Annotated in this window: 17 protein-coding genes; 14 read left to right on the forward strand and 3 right to left on the reverse strand. The window is 71.3% G+C overall.

Translation table 11 applies throughout. The features are described 5' to 3' along the window. Positions 1 to 12 precede the first annotated feature (12 nt). From ACFWV8_RS26075 to acnA, 6 genes are read left to right on the forward strand one after another with little or no spacing between them, the layout of a single operon-like run. On the forward strand, positions 13 to 702 hold the full coding sequence (locus ACFWV8_RS26075) for a hypothetical protein (RefSeq protein WP_384208214.1): 690 nt from the start codon (positions 13 to 15) through the stop codon (positions 700 to 702). After that, positions 699 to 1,982, forward strand: a complete 1,284-nt coding sequence (gene otnK, locus ACFWV8_RS26080; RefSeq protein WP_384208220.1) for a 3-oxo-tetronate kinase — start codon at positions 699 to 701, stop codon at positions 1,980 to 1,982. Before ACFWV8_RS26075 ends, otnK begins: the two co-directional genes overlap by 4 nt. Beyond that, positions 1,979 to 2,629, forward strand: a complete 651-nt coding sequence (otnC, locus tag ACFWV8_RS26085) for a 3-oxo-tetronate 4-phosphate decarboxylase (RefSeq protein ID WP_384208227.1) — start codon at positions 1,979 to 1,981, stop codon at positions 2,627 to 2,629. Before otnK ends, otnC begins: the two co-directional genes overlap by 4 nt. Next, positions 2,626 to 3,690 (forward strand): Ldh family oxidoreductase, encoded by a 1,065-nt coding sequence (locus ACFWV8_RS26090; protein WP_384208232.1) that lies wholly within the window; start codon positions 2,626 to 2,628, stop codon positions 3,688 to 3,690. Before otnC ends, ACFWV8_RS26090 begins: the two co-directional genes overlap by 4 nt. After that, entirely contained in the window at positions 3,690 to 4,049 is a 360-nt protein-coding gene (locus tag ACFWV8_RS26095) for a putative quinol monooxygenase (RefSeq protein ID WP_384208237.1), read from the forward strand. Before ACFWV8_RS26090 ends, ACFWV8_RS26095 begins: the two co-directional genes overlap by 1 nt. Continuing rightward, positions 4,046 to 6,811 (forward strand): aconitate hydratase AcnA, encoded by a 2,766-nt coding sequence (acnA, locus tag ACFWV8_RS26100; protein ID WP_384208244.1) that lies wholly within the window; start codon positions 4,046 to 4,048, stop codon positions 6,809 to 6,811. Before ACFWV8_RS26095 ends, acnA begins: the two co-directional genes overlap by 4 nt. Before the next feature lie 104 nt (positions 6,812 to 6,915). Here the strand turns inward: acnA and ACFWV8_RS26105 are convergent, their stop codons facing one another. After that, entirely contained in the window at positions 6,916 to 7,188 is a 273-nt protein-coding gene (locus ACFWV8_RS26105; protein ID WP_384208250.1) for a DUF1876 domain-containing protein, read from the reverse strand. A gap of 280 nt (positions 7,189 to 7,468) precedes the next feature. On the opposite strand from ACFWV8_RS26105, the gene ACFWV8_RS26110 reads away from it, so the two are divergent. Continuing rightward, positions 7,469 to 8,059 (forward strand): dihydrofolate reductase family protein, encoded by a 591-nt coding sequence (locus ACFWV8_RS26110; RefSeq protein ID WP_384208254.1) that lies wholly within the window; start codon positions 7,469 to 7,471, stop codon positions 8,057 to 8,059. 86 nt (positions 8,060 to 8,145) lie between these two features. Further along, positions 8,146 to 8,430 carry a hypothetical protein gene (locus ACFWV8_RS26115; protein WP_384208258.1) on the forward strand — a complete coding sequence of 95 codons (285 nt, stop codon included), beginning with the start codon at positions 8,146 to 8,148 and terminating at the stop codon, positions 8,428 to 8,430. Between the two features lie 54 nt (positions 8,431 to 8,484). Here the strand turns inward: ACFWV8_RS26115 and ACFWV8_RS26120 are convergent, their stop codons facing one another. Continuing rightward, complete coding sequence (locus ACFWV8_RS26120; RefSeq protein WP_384208262.1) at positions 8,485 to 9,018, reverse strand: kinase; 534 nt, start codon at positions 9,016 to 9,018, stop codon at positions 8,485 to 8,487. Between the two features lie 243 nt (positions 9,019 to 9,261). Between ACFWV8_RS26120 and ACFWV8_RS26125 the strand changes: the two genes are divergently transcribed. The 6 genes from ACFWV8_RS26125 (at position 9,262) to ACFWV8_RS26150 (ending at position 18,052) form a co-directional block, all read left to right on the forward strand. Next, a complete protein-coding gene (locus ACFWV8_RS26125; RefSeq protein WP_329392014.1) occupies positions 9,262 to 10,554 on the forward strand; it encodes an ABC transporter substrate-binding protein in 1,293 nt (430 codons plus the stop codon). A gap of 32 nt (positions 10,555 to 10,586) precedes the next feature. Further along, positions 10,587 to 11,528 (forward strand): carbohydrate ABC transporter permease, encoded by a 942-nt coding sequence (locus tag ACFWV8_RS26130; RefSeq protein WP_384208266.1) that lies wholly within the window; start codon positions 10,587 to 10,589, stop codon positions 11,526 to 11,528. 13 nt (positions 11,529 to 11,541) lie between these two features. Next, positions 11,542 to 12,369, forward strand: a complete 828-nt coding sequence (locus tag ACFWV8_RS26135) for a carbohydrate ABC transporter permease (protein ID WP_384208269.1) — start codon at positions 11,542 to 11,544, stop codon at positions 12,367 to 12,369. 95 nt (positions 12,370 to 12,464) lie between these two features. Continuing rightward, positions 12,465 to 13,466, forward strand: coding sequence for a LacI family DNA-binding transcriptional regulator (locus tag ACFWV8_RS26140; RefSeq protein ID WP_384208291.1), 1,002 nt, complete (start codon positions 12,465 to 12,467; stop codon positions 13,464 to 13,466). 147 nt (positions 13,467 to 13,613) lie between these two features. After that, complete coding sequence (locus ACFWV8_RS26145) at positions 13,614 to 15,563, forward strand: cellulase family glycosylhydrolase (RefSeq protein ID WP_384208273.1); 1,950 nt, start codon at positions 13,614 to 13,616, stop codon at positions 15,561 to 15,563. A gap of 152 nt (positions 15,564 to 15,715) precedes the next feature. Continuing rightward, positions 15,716 to 18,052 (forward strand): glycoside hydrolase family 3 N-terminal domain-containing protein, encoded by a 2,337-nt coding sequence (locus ACFWV8_RS26150; protein ID WP_384208276.1) that lies wholly within the window; start codon positions 15,716 to 15,718, stop codon positions 18,050 to 18,052. Between the two features lie 12 nt (positions 18,053 to 18,064). On the opposite strand, the gene ACFWV8_RS26155 is transcribed toward ACFWV8_RS26150, so the two are convergent. After that, positions 18,065 to 18,626: electron transfer flavoprotein subunit alpha/FixB family protein (locus tag ACFWV8_RS26155; RefSeq protein ID WP_384208284.1), on the reverse strand; the 562-nt coding region annotated here is incomplete at its 5' end.

The raw sequence follows: 18,626 nt of genomic DNA on the forward strand, positions 1-18,626 counted from the left end.
GGAAGTGAAGTCATGAACAGCCCTGGACCCGTGGTGGCGGTCATCCACGCCACCCCGGCGACCATACGTCCCGTCACCGACGCCTACGCGGACAGCTTCCCGGCGGCCGACGTGTGGCACCTCCTGGACGACAGGCTCGTCAAGGACGCCGACCGCGCGGGAGGCCTCACGCCCGAGCTGGCGGAGCGCATGCACACGCTCATCCGCTACGCCCTCGGTGCGGGCGCGGACGCGGTGCAGCTGGCCTGCTCGATGTATGGGCCGGTCGTCGACCAGGTGACGGCGGACGTGCCGGTACTCGCTTCCGACCAGGCGATGTTCGACGAGGTCGTGAATCTGGCGCCGCGTCACGTCGTCGTACTGGCCTCCCTGGCCCCGGCGGCCAAGGACAGCGAGGCGCGGCTGCGCGAGGCCCTGGCGGACAACGGCCGGTCCGGCACGGTACGGGCGATGGTGGCGCCCGGCGCCGCGGCGGCCACGTCGGCCGGGGACATCGAGGCGCTGCGCGGCGCGATGACCGAGGCCGCGCGGAGCCTCGACAAGTCCGTGGACGTCATCGCCTTCGCCCAGTACTCGCTCGCTCCGGCGGCCGCCGCGGTCGCGGAGGCGGTCGGGGCCACCGTGGTGACCGGGCCCCATCTGGCGGCCTCGACCCTGGCGGAGTTGCTGGGCGGTACGCCGGCACGCGGGGGGCGCTCGTGATCGCCCTGGGTTGCGTCGCCGACGACTTCACCGGCGCGACCGACGTGGCGGCGGCGCTGCGGCGGAACGGGATGAGCGTCACGCTGCTGTTCGGTCTGCCCGACGAGGCGAGCCCGCCGCCGGAGACGGATTCGGTCGTGGTCGCCCTGAAGACCCGCACCGTCCCCGCGGGCGACGCGGTGTCGCAGGCACGCGCGGTACTGGCGTGGCTGCTCCGGGCGGGAGTCGGGACCGTCTACTTCAAGTACTGCTCGACCTTCGACTCGACGGACGAGGGCAACATCGGGCCGGTCACGGATGCCCTGCTGCACGCGATGGGCGAGTCGCTCGCCGTCGTCTGCCCGGCGTCACCGGAACACGGCCGGACCACCTACCAGGGGCACCACTTCGTCGATGACCGGCTGCTGTCCGACTCCCCGATGCGGCACCATCCGCTGACGCCGATGACGGACCCGGACCTGCGCCGGGTGCTGTCTCGTCAGACGGACGGAGCCGTCGGGCACCTCCCGCTGACCGTCGTCCGGCACGGAAGCGAGGCGGTGGCCGCGGCCCTGAAGGGGGCGCGCGCCGACGGCTTCCGGCACGTCGTGGCCGACGCGCTGAGCGAGGAGGATCTGCTGGCGATCGCCGCCGGCTCGGGTGGGACGCGGCTGCTGACCGGGGGAGCCGGCCTCGCCGGCGCGCTGGGGGCGTCGAAGCGTACGCGGGCGCCCGCCCGTTCACAGAACCTGAGCCTCCCGTCGGGGCCGGGGATCGCCCTGGCCGGGTCCTGCTCGACGGCCACGCTGGCCCAGGTCGCCGCGGCCAGCGAGGTGCTCCCGTCGTACCGGCTGGCCCCCGAAACGACTCCCGATCCCGATGAGTTGATCGAGGACGCCCGCACCTGGCTCCGGCAGAACCGGAGCGAGCCCCACCTCCTCGTGTACTCGTCCGCCGGACCCGACGAACGCTCCCGCGCGCGAACCGCGTTGGGGCCGCGTACGCCGCAGATCCTGGAACAGACACTCGCCGAACTCGCGCGTGAGGCCGTGGCGCTCGGGGCCGCCCGGGTCGTCGTCGCCGGCGGGGAGACGTCGGGAGCCGTGGTGCGGGCGCTCGGGGTCGGGAGCGTCGCCGTCGCGCACGAGGAGGACCGGGGGGTTCCCTGGTGCCTTGCGAACGTGGCGGGGAGGTCCGTCGCGCTGCTGCTCAAGTCGGGCAACTTCGGCGGCGAGGACCTGCTGGTCCGCGCGCTACGGGGGGCCGCCGGCCCGAGTACGCCGGTGAAGGAGCGCCGATGACCCTCACTCCCGACCTGTTGGGAGGCCGCGCCGCGCACGACATCGTCGCCTTGGGCGCTTCCCTCTTCGCCCGATCGCTCGCGTTCGGCCGTACCGGGAACATCAGCGTGCGGAAGGGCGAGCACATACTGGTGACCCCCACCGGAGTCAGCCTCGGCGCACTGCACGCCGACCGGCTGTCGGTCATCGACCTGGCCGGACGGCACCAGCAGGGTGCCACGCCCTCCAAGGAGGCGTTCCTCCACGCGGCTATCCACCGGATGCGTCCGGACACGGGTGCCGTCGTCCACCTGCACAGCACGCACGCGGTCGCGGTGTCGTGTCTGGAGCACCCGGACCCCGCCGACGTACTCCCCCCGCTGACCGCTTACTACGCCATGCGCGTCGGCCGGGTCCCCCTGCTGCCCTACCACGCACCCGGCGACACCTCGCTGGAAGAACTGGCCGAGGCGACGGCCGCGGCCCACCGGTGCTTCCTGATCGCCAACCACGGCTCCGTCGCCGCGGGTGCGGACCTGGCGTCGGCCGCCGACGCGGCCGAGGAACTCGAAGAGACCGCACGCCTGTTCCTTCTGCTGCGCGGCCTTGACATCCGTCCCCTCACCCCGTCCCAGGTGAGCGAACTCAACCGGAGGTTTCCGGCATGACCACCCTCGTAGACCCCCAGCGGCTCATCCGGTTCGGCTCAGAGGTCCTGGCCTCACTCGACGTGCCCGCAGCCGATGCCGGGCTGGTCGCCGACAGCCTGGTGACCGCCGACCTCTGGGGCCACCCGTCGCACGGAGTGCTCCGCCTCCCGTGGTACGCCGCCAGACTCCGCTCCGGGGCCGTGCGCGCCCGTACCCGGCCCGTCCTGGTGACCGACAGCGGCGCCATCGCCGTACTCGACGGCCGCGACGGCATCGGGCAGGTCGTCGCCGACCTCGCGACCCGGGACGCGGTCGACCGGGCTCAGACCCACGGGGTGGGCGTGGTCGCCGTACGCAACAGCAACCACTTCGGTACGGCGGCCTATTGGACGCGCCGCATGGCGGACCGCGGCTGTGTCGGGATCCTCACCACCAACGGGAGCCCGGCGATGGCACCGTGGGGCGGCACACGCAAGACCGTCGGCGCGAACCCGTGGTCGGTGGCCACCCCCGGCGGCCAGCACCCGCCGGTCGTCCTCGACATCGCCAACACGGGTGTCGCCCGGGGGAAGATCTACGCGGCGGCGCAGCGCGGCGAGCGGATACCCGACACGTGGGCGTTCGACGAGCACGGGGTGCCGACCACTGATCCGGAGGTCGCGGTCCACGGGCTGCTGGCACCGATGGCCGGACACAAGGGGTACGGGATCTCGTTCGTCATGGACGTCCTGTCGGGCGTGCTCACCGGCAGCGGTTACGGCACCGACGTCGCCGGTCCCTACGTCCCCGACCTGCCAAGCCGGTGCGGCCACCTGGTGCTGGCCCTGCGTATCGATGCCCTGATGCCCGACGAGGAGTTCGCGGCCCGCGTCGACGACCTCATCGTCCGGACGAAAGCCGTGCCGACGGCGCCCGATGTCGCCGAGATCCTCTACCCGGGCGAGCCCGAGGTCCGTGCGGAACGCGACGGGGCGACGGCGGGAGTGCGGCTGCCGGACAGAGCGGTCAGTGAGCTGAGCGAGCTGGGGACGTCATGCGGAGTGCCGTTCGAGGACACCGTCCTGACCGGGGCGGTGTGATGTTCACGGTGTTCGTGACGCTCACCGTGAAGCCCGAACTGGTCGACGACTTCCTCGAAGGCATCCACGTGAACGCGCGGGCGAGTCTGCGCGACGAGCCCGGCTGCCTCCGCTTCGACGTGCACCGCAGCACCGAGAAGGCCAACGTCTTCCACCTGTACGAGATCTACGCCGATGAGCGGTCCTTCCGGGTGTCCCACCGGCGGGCCCCGCACTACACCGCCTGGCGGGCCGTGGCCGAGCGGTACGTGGAGCCGGGCGGACATGTGAACACCTTCGGCGCCCCGGCATTCCCCGACGACATCACCGAGAACCACCGTCGCCCCGCGAGGCACCGAGATCCCGAGAGCCACCGATGAGCCGACCGAGCCAGATCCGCGCGCTGAACACCTTCGGCACCGAGGGAGTGCTGCGAGTCGGGGGCGACACCGCGTACCGCATCCACGACCTCAGCCGCCTGGATGTTCCGGCCCTCCCGTACAGCCTGCGGGTCGTCCTGGAGAACCTGCTGCGCCACGAGAACGGCCGCCGCGTCACCGCCGATCAGGTGCGGGCCCTGCTCGACTGGGGCACGGGACCGGACCACGCGCGGTCGGTGGACCTCAGCCCGTCGCGGGTGTTCCTCCACGACACCAACGGAGTCCCCGCGCTCGCCGACCTCGCGGCGATGCGGGACGCGGCGGCCGCGCTGGGGGCGGACCCCGCCCGCGTCAATCCGCACATTCCGGCCGAGCTGGTCGTCGACCACTCCGTGATCGCCGATGTGTTCGGCACTCCGGACGCGATCGTCCGTAACGTCGACATCGAGTACGGCCGGAACGCCGAGCGCTACCGCTTCCTGAAGTGGGGCCGGCAGGCGCTCAGGGACTTCGACGTCGTCCCGCCCGGAACCGGGATCATGCACCAGGTCAATGTCGAATACCTGGCCCGCGTGGTGACCACAGAGGAGGGCTGGGCGTTCCCCGACGTCTGCCTGGGCACCGACTCCCACACCACCATGGTCAACGGGCTGGGTGTGCTGGGCTGGGGCATCGGCGGCATCGAGGCGGAGGCGGTGATGCTGGGCGAGTCGCTGTCCATGCTGTTGCCGCGCGTCGTCGGCTTCCGGCTGTACGGGGAGCTGCCGGAGGGAGCCACCGCCACCGACCTGGTCCTCACCATCACCGAGCAGCTGCGCGCACACGGCGTCGTGGGGAAGTTCGTGGAGTTCTACGGCCCGGGTGTCGGCGCCACGGCACTCCCCGACCGGCTGACGATCGCCAATATGAGCCCGGAGTTCGGCTCCACCTGTGCCTACTTCCCGATCGACGCGGAAACCCTGCGCTATCTGCGCTTCACCGGCCGGCCCGCGGCGGTCGTGGAGCTGGTCGAGGCGTACGCCAAGCGGCAGGGGCTGTGGCTCGACCCGGAGCACACCCCGGCGTACTCCGAGTACGTCGAGCTCGACCTCGGCACCATCGTCCCGTCGCTCGCCGGCCCGCGCCGCCCGCAGGACCGGGTACCGCTCACAGCGGCGAAGCGGGACTTCCGCAAGGCCCTCCCCGGCATCCTGGAGGTGGCGGACGACGGCATCCGCACGAAGGCGGACACTCGCCTCCTCCCGCGAACGGGGCAGCCCGGGGCGGTCCCGGGCCGCCCACGCCGTGAGGTCGCCGTCGGCCTGGGGAGCGGCGCCTTCACTCTCGACCACGGCGCCGTCGCGATCGCCGCCATCACCTCGTGCACGAACACCTCGAACCCGTCAGTCATGGTCGCGGCGGGGCTGCTCGCGAAGCGGGCGGTGGAGCGGGGGCTGCGGAGCAAGCCCTGGGTGAAGACGAGCCTCTCGCCCGGCTCGACGGTCGTCACCGACTATCTGAACGACGCGGGCCTGACGCCGTATCTGGAGAAGCTCGGCTTCCATCTCACCGGGTACGGGTGCATGACCTGCATCGGCGCCTCCGGTCCGCTGATCCCGGCCGTGAGCGACGCGGTCCGCGAGCACGACCTCGCGGTGGTGTCGGTGCTCTCGGGGAACCGCAATTTCGACGGTCGGATCAACCCCGACGTGCGGATGAACTACCTGGCGTCGCCGCCACTGGTGGTCGCGTACGCGCTGGCCGGGACAATGGACATCGACCTCGTCAAGGACCCTCTCGGAACGGACGCGGACGGACGTCCGGTGCTCCTACGGGATCTGTGGCCTTCAGGACGCGAGGTGCGGGCCGCCATCGAATCCACCGTCGACGCCGCCATGTTCGAGCGCGCCTACGCGACCGTCTTCGCCGGCGACGCGCGCTGGCGCGGGCTGGCCGCGGCGGAAGGGGAGACCTTCGCATGGGACGACGCCTCCACGTATCTGCGCCGCCCTCCCTACCTGGACGGTTTGACGCCCGAGCCGGATTCGGTGCGGGACATACGCGGGGCGCGGGTGCTGGTCAGGCTCGGCGACTCGGTCACCACCGACCACATCTCACCAGCGGGTGCCATCCCACCGCACACCCCCGCCGGCCGCTACCTCACCGAGCGCGGCGTCGAACGCTTCCAGCTCAACACCTACGCCTCGCGCCGCGGAAACCACGAAGTGATGACGCGCGGCACCTTCGCCAACGTGCGCCTGCGCAACCAGCTGGTCGTCGGCATGGAGGGGGGCTTCACCCGCGACTTCGTGACGGGCGAGGTCACCACTGTGTACGACGCCGCGGTCGCGTACCAGGCGGCCGGCGTGCCGTTGGTGGTCGTGGCCGGGAGGGAGTACGGCACCGGATCCTCGCGCGACTGGGCCGCCAAGGGACCCGCGCTCCTGGGCGTAAAGGCGGTGCTGGCCGAGTCGTTCGAACGGATCCACCGCTCCAACCTCATCGGGATGGGCGTGCTGCCGCTGCAGTTCCTCGACGGCCAGAGCGCCGACTCCCTGGGACTCAGGGGAACGGAGACGATCACGATCACCGGCCTGGAGCGGCTCAACGGCCACCAAGTCCCCGACACCGTCGACGTGCGGGCGGATGACCTCCGCTTCGAGATGCGCGTGCGCCTCGACACGGCACGGGAGGCGGACTACTACCGCCACGGCGGAATCACCCGCTACGTCGTGCGCAACGTCCTCCGCGAGGCGGAAGGACATCCGCACCGGACCCGATAGCCGGGTCGAGACCATCCCGGTCGCCGTGCCGCGGCAAGCCGTAGGGGCGACGGCGCGGCCCCGGGGCCCCCGCGGCGCAGCCGCGAGCCGGACCAGCCGGGCCCTCAGTGGTTGATCGGGTGGGAGTGACGGCCCGTCGTCTCGTCGATCTCCGCGTGCGCCTTCTGCAGGAGCTGCGACCCAAGGTCCGCCAGAGCCCGCGCACCCGCGATCTCCTCCCCCACCCGCAGCTGCTCGGGGTCACTCGGGTGACGCAACGCGTAACCCCGTCCCCTCAGCTCCGAACCGTCGGTAAGTCTGACCAGCGCCGCGGCGGAGGTGCGGCTGCCCTCCTCAGTGAACTCCAGCTCCACGTGCCATCCGACGAGCGTGGACATGATGAACCACCTCCAGGTCATCCCCCGTGCCGTACAACGTGAAAAGCCCCTGCTTCCAGCCTGCGCCCGGCCCAGCCCCAGAGCCACCCGAACCGGCGTGAGCGCCGTGAACCGCACGTGAGCCGGCGGGGCGGCGGGGCGGCGGGGCGGCGGGGGGGATCGGACGGCTGACGCAGCCGGCCGGCCGGCCGACCGACCGATGAGTTCCGGGTGCCGCGGAGGTCACAGCCCGCAGGACCGCCGCGCGCCGACCGACGCGCCCCTACCCGGAGGAAACGCCATGGCACAGCTCATCTACTCGATGATCACCTCCCTCGACGGCTACGCCGAGGCCGCGGAGGGCGACCTCGGCACCGGGGCCGGCGACCAGGAGGTGCACACCTTCGTCAACGACCTCTTCCGCCCCGTCGGCACCTACCTCTACGGCCGGCGGATGTACGAGACGATGGTCTACTGGGAGACCGCGCACAGCGAACCCGACCAGCCGCCGCACATCCTGCGGTACGCCCGCGACTGGCAGGCCGCGGAGAAGATCGTGTACTCCACGACGCTTGAGACGGTGTCCAGTTCGAAGACCAGGATCGAGCGGACCTTCGACCCGGACGCGGTGCGCAAGCTCAAGGCCGAGGCTGACCACGACCTCACCGTCGACGGCCCGAACCTCGCCGCCCAGGCGATCGCGGCCGGCCTGGTGGACGAGTACCACCTGTTCATCACCACGAGCGTGGTCGGCGGCGGCAAGCGGTTCTTCCCCGACGGCGTGCGCCTCGATCTCGAACTGGTCGAGAACCGTGCCTTCGACAGCAGCGGACTGATCTACGCGCGCTACCGGACCCGCCGTCCGGATCACCACGAGCGGCCCTTCCGGTGATTGCCGGATACCTCGTGGGCGAGTTGGCCGCAGCGGGGGTACGGCACCTCAGCACAGGGCGCCCCCAACCCGCGAGGAGACCAGCCATGTACGCAGCAGTACGGCGCTACGAAGGCGTGACCGATCCGCCCGAGGTGACACGCCTCGTGAAAGAAGGATTCGTACCGCTCGTACGCCGGATCCCCGGCTTCGTGGCCTTCTACTGGACCGACGCCGGGAACGGAGTACTCGTCTCGACCAGCGTCTTCCAGGACCGGGCCGGTGCCGAGGAATCAACCCTGCGGGCATCACACTTCGTACGCGACAACCTCACCTCACAACTCCCCCACCCACCCCAGGTCACAACCGGCGAAGTCCGAGCCTCCGCCTAGCGTGAGCGCCCGCGCAGCAGTCAGCCCAGTGCCTTGACCGCAGCAGGGCTCCGGTCAGCGGTCCACGGCGGGCAGGCAGGCCAAACCGGTGTCGTTCATGATGCGCTCGACGGACTCGTGCAGGGCGCTGTCGGCGCCGATGACGGTCTCGATGCCGCCGGGCAGCAGATCACGCGCCCGGTACCAGTCGCGCAGCTGCGTCTCGCTGACATCATCGGCGATCGGCTTGGTGGCGTGCCGGGCGAGCGTTTCGCCGAACGGCACATCCAGGTAGTAGCCGTGGGTCGGGCCCCGGTGGTCGGCACGCAGATCCGCGAGCATCCCGCCGTACCGGTCGGCGTAGAGGATGCCTTCGACCACCACATGGAATCCGGCGTCCAGGGCGTAACGGGCTGTCAGGCCGATCAGGCCGATGTTCGCGGCGCCGGGCCTGTCGCGCTCGCGGAGCACGATGCGGCGGAGGTTGTCCTGGCCCACCACGGCCAGGCCGCGGCCGAACCTCTCACGCAGGCCGGCCGCGACGGACGACTTCCCCGAGGCGCTGTTGCCGCGCAGCACAACCAGCCGGGTTTCATCGGTTCCCACCATCACGGCGAGCACGTTACCCGGGACCGGTGACAACGCCGGCGCCCCGCAGCCGTCAACTCCATTGGGCCGCAGGCGGATTCCGAGGGTCCGCCCGGCACCGCGGTGCAGCGGCAGCGGCCCGTTCCCCACGACAGCATGCGCAACTGGGGGTTGACCGTTTCGGGAAGTGCCCCTAAGTTTCTCGCAGCCCACTGGTACATCGATTAACCACATGGTTAACGTCCTGGTTGGAGACATCCCGCTGTGCGCTCATCCCCGAGTCGGCGCGGTTTCCTCGTGGCAGGCTCCGGCCTCGCCGCCGCTACCGCACTTCCCGCCCTGTCCGGCTGTTCCACGTTCGCCTCGGCCGATTCCGACCCCGGCACCCTGCTCGTGCACACCCAGCTCGGCACCACCGCACCGGGCTCCCCCACCTACACGGCCGCCGTCAAGGCCTTCCAGAAGGAGAACCCCGGGCTCCGGATCAAGAACCTCGTCAACGGCGACGACCTTCCCCAGGTGTACGAGACCTCCCGGCTGGCCCGCAAGGAGCCGGACGTGGTCATGGTCAACCTCTACGACAAGACCCTGGCCTGGACCGATGTCGGTGCCACCGTCGATGTGAAGGGGTATCTCGACGACTGGGGGCTGCGCGAGCGCGTCCTGCCCGCCGCCCTGGCGGAGTGGACCGACAGCAAGGGCAGGCTGCGCGCCTTCCCCTACTTCGCCACCAACTGGCCCGTCGCCTACAACACGGCCCTGCTGGAGCGGGCCGGCGTCGACTCCGTACCCACCACCGGGGACCAGCTGATCGGCGCCGCGCGCAAGCTGCGCGCCAAGGGCATCGCCCCGGTCACCGTCGGCGGCAACGACTGGACCGGCCAGAAGCTGCTGGCCCAGATCATCCAGACCTTCCTCACGCCCGACGAGGCCAGGAACGTCTACTCGACCGGTGACTTCAGCGGCAGCAGGGGCGTCCGCGAGGGCATCGACTACTTCGTACAGCTGCGCGACGCCGGTGTCTTCGCCGACAAGGCGCAGGGACTGACCTCCGACACGATGACGACGCAGTACAACACCGAGGCGGCTGCCATCCAGTCCGCGATGTCCTCTGCGCTGGCGAAGGTCGCCCCGAAGCCCGCAGGGCACACCGCGATCGGCGGCTGGCCGCTGGCCCCCGGCGCCTCGCACGACAAACCGACGATCCTGCGCTCGTACACCCTCATCGGCTTCTGGATCAGTCCCAACGGCGTCAAGAAGCTGTCCTCGGTCGAGAAGTTCCTGCGCTTCATGTACCGGCCCGAGGTGGTCTCACGCTTCATCACCGAGAGCGGACGCGACATGGCTCTCGTGACGGACACCGTCAGCAAGCAGTTCCCGCTGGTGGCCGAGGCGCAGCGGCTCGGTGAGCGGGTCAGCCAGGTCCTGCTGCCCGATCTGTACGTCCCGCCGACGGCGACCCAGCCGCTGATCACGGCGACCAGCACCGCCTTCACCCCGGGGACGAGCGCCGCCGCCGTGCGCTCCGCCCTCGAATCCGCCTACCGCACGGCCTGATCCGCGCGCCCGAGCCCTCTGCGAGGCCCCTCATGACGTTGCTCTCGTCCGCCCCGGGCGGCGCCCCGGTCCGCCGGCCGGACCCCCCGTCGCCGTCCCCCGCCGCTCCCTCTCGCCGCAAGCAGGGCGGGGTCGTCCTGGCCGTACCGGCACTGGTCTGGTACCTCGTCTTCATGGTCGGCCCGCTGGTCGCCATCTTCGTCATCGCCGCCCTGCACTGGCCGGGCATGCTCCAGCCGGTGTCGTTCGCCGGTTCCGGCAACGTCCGCGCCGTCCTCGACGACCCGGTCTTCTGGGACGCCGTGGGCAACACGGCGGTGCAACTCGTCGTCGCGCTGCCGGTGATGATCGTGTGCGCGTACATGCTGGGGTATTACGTCGCGCAGAGGCCGCCGGGCCACCGCGCTCTGCGGTACCTGCTCTTCATCCCCGGTCTGATCTCCACCCCGGCCAAGGCGATGGTCTTCTACGCGGTCCTCTCGCCGGACGGGCTGCTCAACGGCGGTCTGGACAAGGTCGGTCTGGGTTCGCTGACGGACGCCTGGCTCGCCTCGCCGTCCACCGCCCTGTACTGCCTGATCGTCCTCGACGTGTGGAGCGGCATCGGCTTCACGGCCGTGCTGTTCGCCGCCCGGCTGGGCAGCGTGCCGGACGAGATCGGGGAGGCCGCCCAGCTGGACGGCGCCGGACACTGGCGCGCCATGTGGCGTATCCACTTCCCCGTCATCCGGGACTTCGTCGGTGTCGTGACGATGCTTCAGTTCCTGTGGACCCTGTTCGGCTCCGCGCAGAACGTGCTGCTGCTCACCCAGGGCGGTCCGGGAAGCTCGTCGACAACGTTGTCCTTCCTTGTGTACCAGAAGGCGTTCATCGCGGCCGATCTGGGCTACAGCCAGACCGTCGGTGTGGTCCTGTTCCTGGCCGGTCTGGCCGGGCTGCTGACCATCCGTCGCGTCTTCCGCCAGAACTACTGATCGGAGCGGTTCCATGAAGTTCGGAAGGTCCTGGCTGCCGGCCCATATCCTCGCCTGGCTGTACGCGGCACTGCTGGTGGTCCCCCTCTACTACCTGCTGGTCTCGGCGTTCAAGACGAACGACCAGATCTTCGGGAGCCCGTTCGCCCTGCCGGCCTCCTTGTCCCCGCACAATTTCGGGGAGGCGTTCTCCTCCGCGGATCTGGGCACGGCCATCGTCAACTCCGCGCTGGTCACGGTGCTCGCGCTGGCTCTCACCCTGGCGCTCGCCATTCCGGCGGCCTTCGCCATCGCGCGGAGCCAGGGGCGCCTCGGAGCGTTCGTGGAGCGGGTGTTCTCGCTGGGATTCCTGGTCCCGACGTTCGCCGCGCTGTTCCCCACGTTCCTGCTCGCCGCCGCGACCGGGCTGTTCCACACCCGGGCGTTCATGGTGCTGTTCCTGCCGGCCACGGCGATGCCGCTCTCGGTCGTGATCCTGGTGCAGTTCATGCGGACCATCCCGCAGGAGATGGAGGAGGCGGCACGCCTGGACGGCGCGTCCACCTTCGCCGTCCTGCGGCACATCTACACGCCGATGTGCATGCCGGGGATCGCGACGATCCTCCTGCTGAACTTCCTGACCTTCTGGAACGAGTACCTCTACTCGCTCGTCATCATCGGCCCCGACCCCGAGCAGCGCACCGTACAGGTGGCCCTGCCCACCCTGAAGTCCCTGACCGGCACCGACTACGGCATTCTGACGGCGGGCACGGTACTGACGCTGGTCCCGGTGTGGGTGGTGTACACCGTGCTCCAGAAGCGCATGCAGCAGGCTCTCGTCAGCGGGGCGGTGAAGATGTGAAGGTACGTATCGAGGAGCGTCCTGAGGACGCGGGGAACGGCGCGGGCACGTCGCCGGGGTCAGGGGCCCCGGCCGCGCGGCCCACGATCAAGGCCGTGGCCGCCGCGGCCGGGGTCTCCACCGCCGCGGTCTCCCAGGCCGTCAACGGCACCGGCCGGATCTCGGATGCCACCCGACGCCGGGTCCTGGACGCGGCGGCCGAACTGGGCTGGTCGCCGAGCGCGTCGGCGTCGGCCCTGCGCCGGGCGCGCACCCGTACGATCGCGCTCGTCGTGCGGCGGCCCACCGATGTCCTGGGCGCGGACCCGCACTTCAGTGAGCTGATCACCGGTCTGGAGGGCGAACTGGCCCCCCGGGGCTACGGTCTGCTCCTCCATCTGGTCGCCGACATGGCCCAGGAGAGCGCGCTGTACGAACGGCTGGCCGCGGAAGGCCGGATCGACGGCGCGGTCCTGACCGACGCGCGGGCGGACGACCCCCGCCCGCGGCTGCTGCGCGACCTCGGGCTGCCCGCCGTACTGCTGGGCGCGCCTGACCCGGCCTCGCCCGTGCCCGGTGTCGGCCTCGGGCAGCAGGACGCCGGTGTCCGTGAGGCCGTCGCGCACCTGCTTGAGCTGGGCCACCGGCGCCTCGCGTACATCGCTGGTCCGGCCGATCTGGTGCACACCGGGCTGCGCCGGGCCGCGTTCGAGGACGCCCTCGCCGAAGCGGGGCTGCGGCCCGCCGCCGTCCGGCACACCGATTTCACGGAGCGGGCGGCCGTCGCGGTCACCGAGGAACTCCTCGCCCTGCCCGACCGGCCGACCGCGCTGGTCTTCTCCAACGACTCCATGGCCGTCTGCGGTATCGGTACGGCCCAGCGCGGCGGGCTGCGGGTGCCCGCCGACGTGTCGGTGGTGGGGTACGACAACCTGCCGCTGGGCCGTTGGCTGCACCCCCGGCTCACCACCGTGGACCAGCAGGTGCAGCGGGTCGGTGCCGCCGCCGCCCGCACACTGCTCGTCCGGTACGGCGAGGACGTACCCCCGCCGGTCCTCGACGGACGCCCGCGCCTGGTCGTACGGGAGTCCACCGGCCCCGTACCGTCCGCGCCCTGAAGCATGAGCCTCCCGATCCGCGGCGCACGCGGCCCGCCGGGGCACGGCCCCCGCCCTGCCCCGCGGCTCACCCGGCCAGGCCCGAACGGGCCCCGCGCCGGCCGCACCTGCCCCACCCCCGCACTTCGAAGAGGTCAGAGAAAGACCATGCGACGTCACAGCGCCCAGCTCACCCATGACTCCGCCGTCCTGCCCTGGCTCGGCGCCAACTTCTGGTCCCGCACCGGTGGTCCGCTGATGTGGCGGAACTACGAGCCGAAGACGGTCCGCGAGGAGCTGGCAGTCCTGCGGGACCACGGGCTGAACATGACCCGGTCCTTCTTCTACTGGCCCGACTTCCACCCGGAGCCGGGGCGGATCGACGAGGAGCTGTGCGACCGCTTCCGTGACTTCCTGGACGCCCACACCGAGGCGGGCATGGGGACCGTTCCCACCTTCATCGTCGGCCACATGTCGGGCGAGAACTGGGATCCCGCCTGGCGCGGGAACCGTGATCTGTACGAGAACGTGTGGCTCGTCGGGCGGCAGGCGTGGTTCGTCTCCCAGATGACCCGCCGCTTCAAGGACCATCCCGCGGTCACCGGCTGGCTGATCACCAACGAGATGCCGGGCTACGGCCGGATCTACCAGGTCGACCCGCCCTCCAGCGATGTCGTCACCGCCTGGGCGCAGTTCATGTGCGACGCGGTACGGGCGGCGGGCGGCATCCAGCCCGTGTCGCTCGGGGACGGCGCGTGGGGCATCGAGGTGACGGGCCGCGACAACGGCTTCTCGCTGCGGGACACCGCCGAGTACGTCGACTTCGTGGGACCGCACGTCTACCGCTCGGACACCGACCGGGCGCGCCAGCACTACCGTGCCGCGTTCGAGTGCGAACTCGCCGCCGTCACCGGCCGGCCCGTCGTCCTGGAGGAGTTCGGGCTGTCGACCGACACCGTGTCCGCGGCGAACGCGGGCGTGTTCTACCGCCAGACCCTCCACAACTCGCTGCTGGGCGGGGCGACGGGCTGGATCGCCTGGAACAACACCGACTACGACGAACTGTGGGAGCAGTCTCCGTACGACCACCACCCCTTCGAGATGCACTTCGGGATCACCGACCACACCGGCCGGCCGAAGGAACCGCTGCGGGAGCTGGCCGATTTCGCCGGGGTGCTGAAGCGGGTCGACTTCGCCCGCTGCCGCCGGACGGACGCCGACACCGCCCTGGTCGTGCCCGCCTTCCTGGAGCGCGGCTACCCCTACAGCCGGCCCGCCGACCGGCCGCTGATCTTCACGTCGCTGCACCAGGGGTACGTGGCCGCGCGCGGCGCGGACCTGCCCGTGGCGCTCGCCAGGGAGGCGGACGGGCTGCCGGAGGACGCCGCGCTGTATCTGCTGCCCTCGACACGGCAGTTGACCACCCGTACGCGGCGCGTGCTGGAGCGGCGGGCCCGGGAGGGCGCCACGGTCTACCTGTCGTTCTGCTCGGGCGAGCACCCGGCGACACGCGGCCCGTGGTTCCACGATCTGGACGGCCTGTTCGGCGTGGAGCTCCAGCTCTCCTACGGGGTCGCCGAACCGATCGAGGACGACGTTCTGGAGATGACGTTCACCGAGGACTTCGGCTCCATAGCCGCCGGCGAGACCCTTCGCTTCCCGGTGGCCGGCAACGAGGACAGCCGTGCCTACCTGCCCGTCGTACCGGCCGGTGCGCGGGTCGTCGCCACCGACGCGCACGGCCGCCCGGCGCTGCTGTGCCACGAGACGGGCGAGGGCCGTACGGTCCTGGCCACCTACCCGCTGGAGCACATGGCCGCCCGCACGGCCCGCGCGAACCCGGAACAGACACACCGCCTGTACGCGGCGCTCGCCCAACTCGCCGGGGCCACACGGCCGGTGACGGTCGACACGCCGTACGTCGCCGCCGACACCCTGGTCCATGAGGACGGCACCCGCTACGTGTGGCTGGTGAGCCAGTCGGACGAGGAGCTGACCGTCCGCCCGTCGGCGGACGGAGAGCTGCGCGAGCCGGCCGGCGGCGAACCGGTACGGGACGTGGTGATCGCCCCGTACGGGGTGCGCGTCCTCGAACTGCGCCGGCCCGAACCGCGCTGACCGGCCGCCTTCGCGGCGGGCCCGGGGCCCGAGCTCCGGGCCCGCCGCGAACCTCTGAGCCCGCCAGGTGTTCGCCGCGAACTCCTGTGCCCACCAGGTGTGTTGCCGTAGCGGCGCACACCCCCTGCTGTTGCGTGAAAGTGAGCCATCCGATGTCCGAACCGATGTTCCGGGACCCCACGGCGCCCGTCGCCGACCGGGTGCGTGACCTGCTGGCGCGGATGACACTCACCGAGAAGGTGGGGCAGGTCAACCAGCGGATGTACGGGTGGGACGCGTACGAACGCACCTCCTCGGGCCACCGGCTGACCGGGGCGTTCCGGACTGAAGTGGCCGCGTACGACGGGATGGGCGCGCTCTACGGGCTGCAGCGCGCCGACCCCTGGTCGGGCGTGACGGCGGCCACGGGCATCGGCGCGGCGGACGGTGCCCGGGTCAGCGACGACGTGCAGCGGCACGTGGTGGAGAACACCCGTCTCGGCATTCCCGTCCTGCTGGTCGAGGAGATGCCGCACGGCCTCCAGGCACTGGACGGCACGCTGCTGCCCGTCAACCTCGCCGTCGGCGCCACCTGGAACCCGGAACTGTACGAGGAGGCCGTCGCCCTCGCCGCCGCGCAGCTCCGCTCACGCGGCGGCCATGTGGCGCTGGTGTCCGCGCTCGACCTGGTGCGGGATCCACGGTGGGGCCGCGCGGAGGAGTGCTTCGGCGAGGATCCCTACCTGGCGGCCCGGTTCACCGAAGCCCTGGTACGCGGCGTCCAAGGACCGCCGGGAGAGCGCATCGCGCCGGACCGGGCCGCTGTCGTGCTCAAGCACTTCGCCGGGCAGGGCGCCACGGTCGGCGGCCGTAACAGCGCGGCCACCGAACTCGGCACCCGTGAGCTGCACGAGATCCACCTGGAGGCCGCACTGGCAGGCGTCCGCGCCGGGGCGGCGGGCGTCATGGCGGCGTACAACGAATTCAACGGCCTCCCGTGTGCCGCGAACCGGGAACTGCTGACCGGAATCCTCCGCGAACGGTGGGGGTTCACCGGACTGGTGATGGCCGACGGACTCGCGATCGACCGCCTGGTACGGCTGGCCGGGGACCCGGCGGCGGCCGGCGCGATGGCGCTGAAGGCGGGCACCGACCTGAGCCTGTGGGACGACAGCTTCCCCCGGCTGGAGCAGGCCGTGCGACGTGGGCTGGTCGACGAGCACACCCTCGACACCGCGGTCGGACGGGTCCTCACCCTGAAGTTCCGGCTCGGCCTCTTCGAGCAGCCGTACACCGGGCAACGCGCCCCGGCCCCGGGCCCGGAACACCTCAGCGAACGCATCGCCCGGGAATCCGTCACCCTGCTCGCGTACGACGGCGTGACCCTCCCCCTGACCGGCGGCGTCCGGCGGGTCGCGGTCGTCGGCCCGAACGCCGACTCCGTACCTCAGCAGATCGGCGACTACACCGCACCGCAGCGGCCCGGCACCGGCATCACCGTCCTCGACGGGCTCAGGGCCGCGGCCCCGGACGGCGTGGAGGTCGTTCACGCTCGGGGCAGCGATCTCGTGGGCGGCGACCTGTCGGCCGTGCCCGCGGCGGTCGCTCTGGCCTCGGACGCCGATGTCGCGGTGGTGGTGCTCGGCGGCTCCAGCGCACGGGCGTCGGGGACACGCTTCGACGCCAACGGGGCGGCGGTCGTCTCCGTGGGGAACCCCGTGGGCATGACCTGCGGGGAGGGCGTGGACCTGGCCGAACTCGGCCTCCCCGAAGGCCAGTCGGCCCTGCTCGACGCGGTCGCGGCCACCGGGACCCCCGTCGCCGTGGTGCTGGTCCAGGGACGACCGCACGCCCTGCCGGACCTCTCCGACCGGGCCGGGGCGGTACTCAGCGCCTGGTACCCCGGCCCATGGGGCGGACGCGCGGTGGCGGACGTCCTGTTCGGCACGGCGGAACCCGTGGGCCGGCTCCCCGTCTCGGTCCCCCGGTCGGCGGCGCAACTGCCCGTGTTCTACAACGGGAAGGACCACGGCTACCGCGGCTACGTCGACCAGCCCGCCACCGCGCGCCACGCGTTCGGCCACGGGATGGGCTACACGACGGTCGAGTACGGCGAACCCCGGCTCTCCCGCACTTCCGTCACGGCGGCCGAACTCGCCACGGGCACGTCCGCCGGCACAGAAGAGCCGCTTCTGTGCACGGTCGAGATCCGCAACACCGGCGACCGGTCCACCCGGGAAACCGTTCAGCTCTACGTACGCCGGGTGGTCGGCGGCACCTCATGGCCACGCGTACGAGAACTACGCGGCTTCACCCGGACCGTGCTGGAACCCGGAGAAAGAACACAAGTCCGCTTCCAGGTGGGGGCGCGGACTCTGGCCTCCATCACCCGCGAAGGCGAACGCGCTGTGGAACCGGGAGAGTTCGCGATCGAGACGGGCCCGTCCTCGGACCGAACCCACGGCACCCGACTCCTCGTGACCACCCCAGCAACCAACAACTCCCGATAGCAGCGGCGGTCTTCAGCCCTTGCGTGCCTTGATGGCTTCGGTGAGCTGGGGAACGACCTGGAAGAGGTCGCCGACGATGCCGTAGTCGACGAGGTCGAAGATGGGTGCTTCGGCGTCCTTGTTGACCGCGACGATCGTCTTCGAGGTCTGCATGCCCGCCCGGTGCTGGATCGCGCCGGAGATACCGGAGGCGATGTAGAGCTGCGGGGAGACGGACTTGCCGGTCTGGCCGACCTGGTTGGAGTGCGGGTACCAGCCCGCGTCCACAGCAGCACGCGAGGCACCCACAGCGGCGCCGAGGGAGTCGGCGAGCGCCTCGATGATCGCGAAGTTCTCCGCGCCGTTGACGCCGCGTCCGCCGGAGACGACGATCGCGGCCTCGGTCAGCTCGGGGCGGCCGGTCGACTCACGCGGGGTGCGGGCGACGACCTTCGTCCCGGTGGCCCGCTCGGAGAAGGTGACGGCCAGTTCCTCCACGGTGCCCGCGGCCGGGGCCGGCTCGACAGGAGCCGAGTTGGGCTTGACCGTGATGACCGGAGTGCCCCTGGTGATACGGGACTTGGTGGTGTAGGCG

The organism is Streptomyces sp. NPDC058665, assembly GCF_042714995.1.
GTDB lineage: Bacteria > Actinomycetota > Actinomycetes > Streptomycetales > Streptomycetaceae > Streptomyces.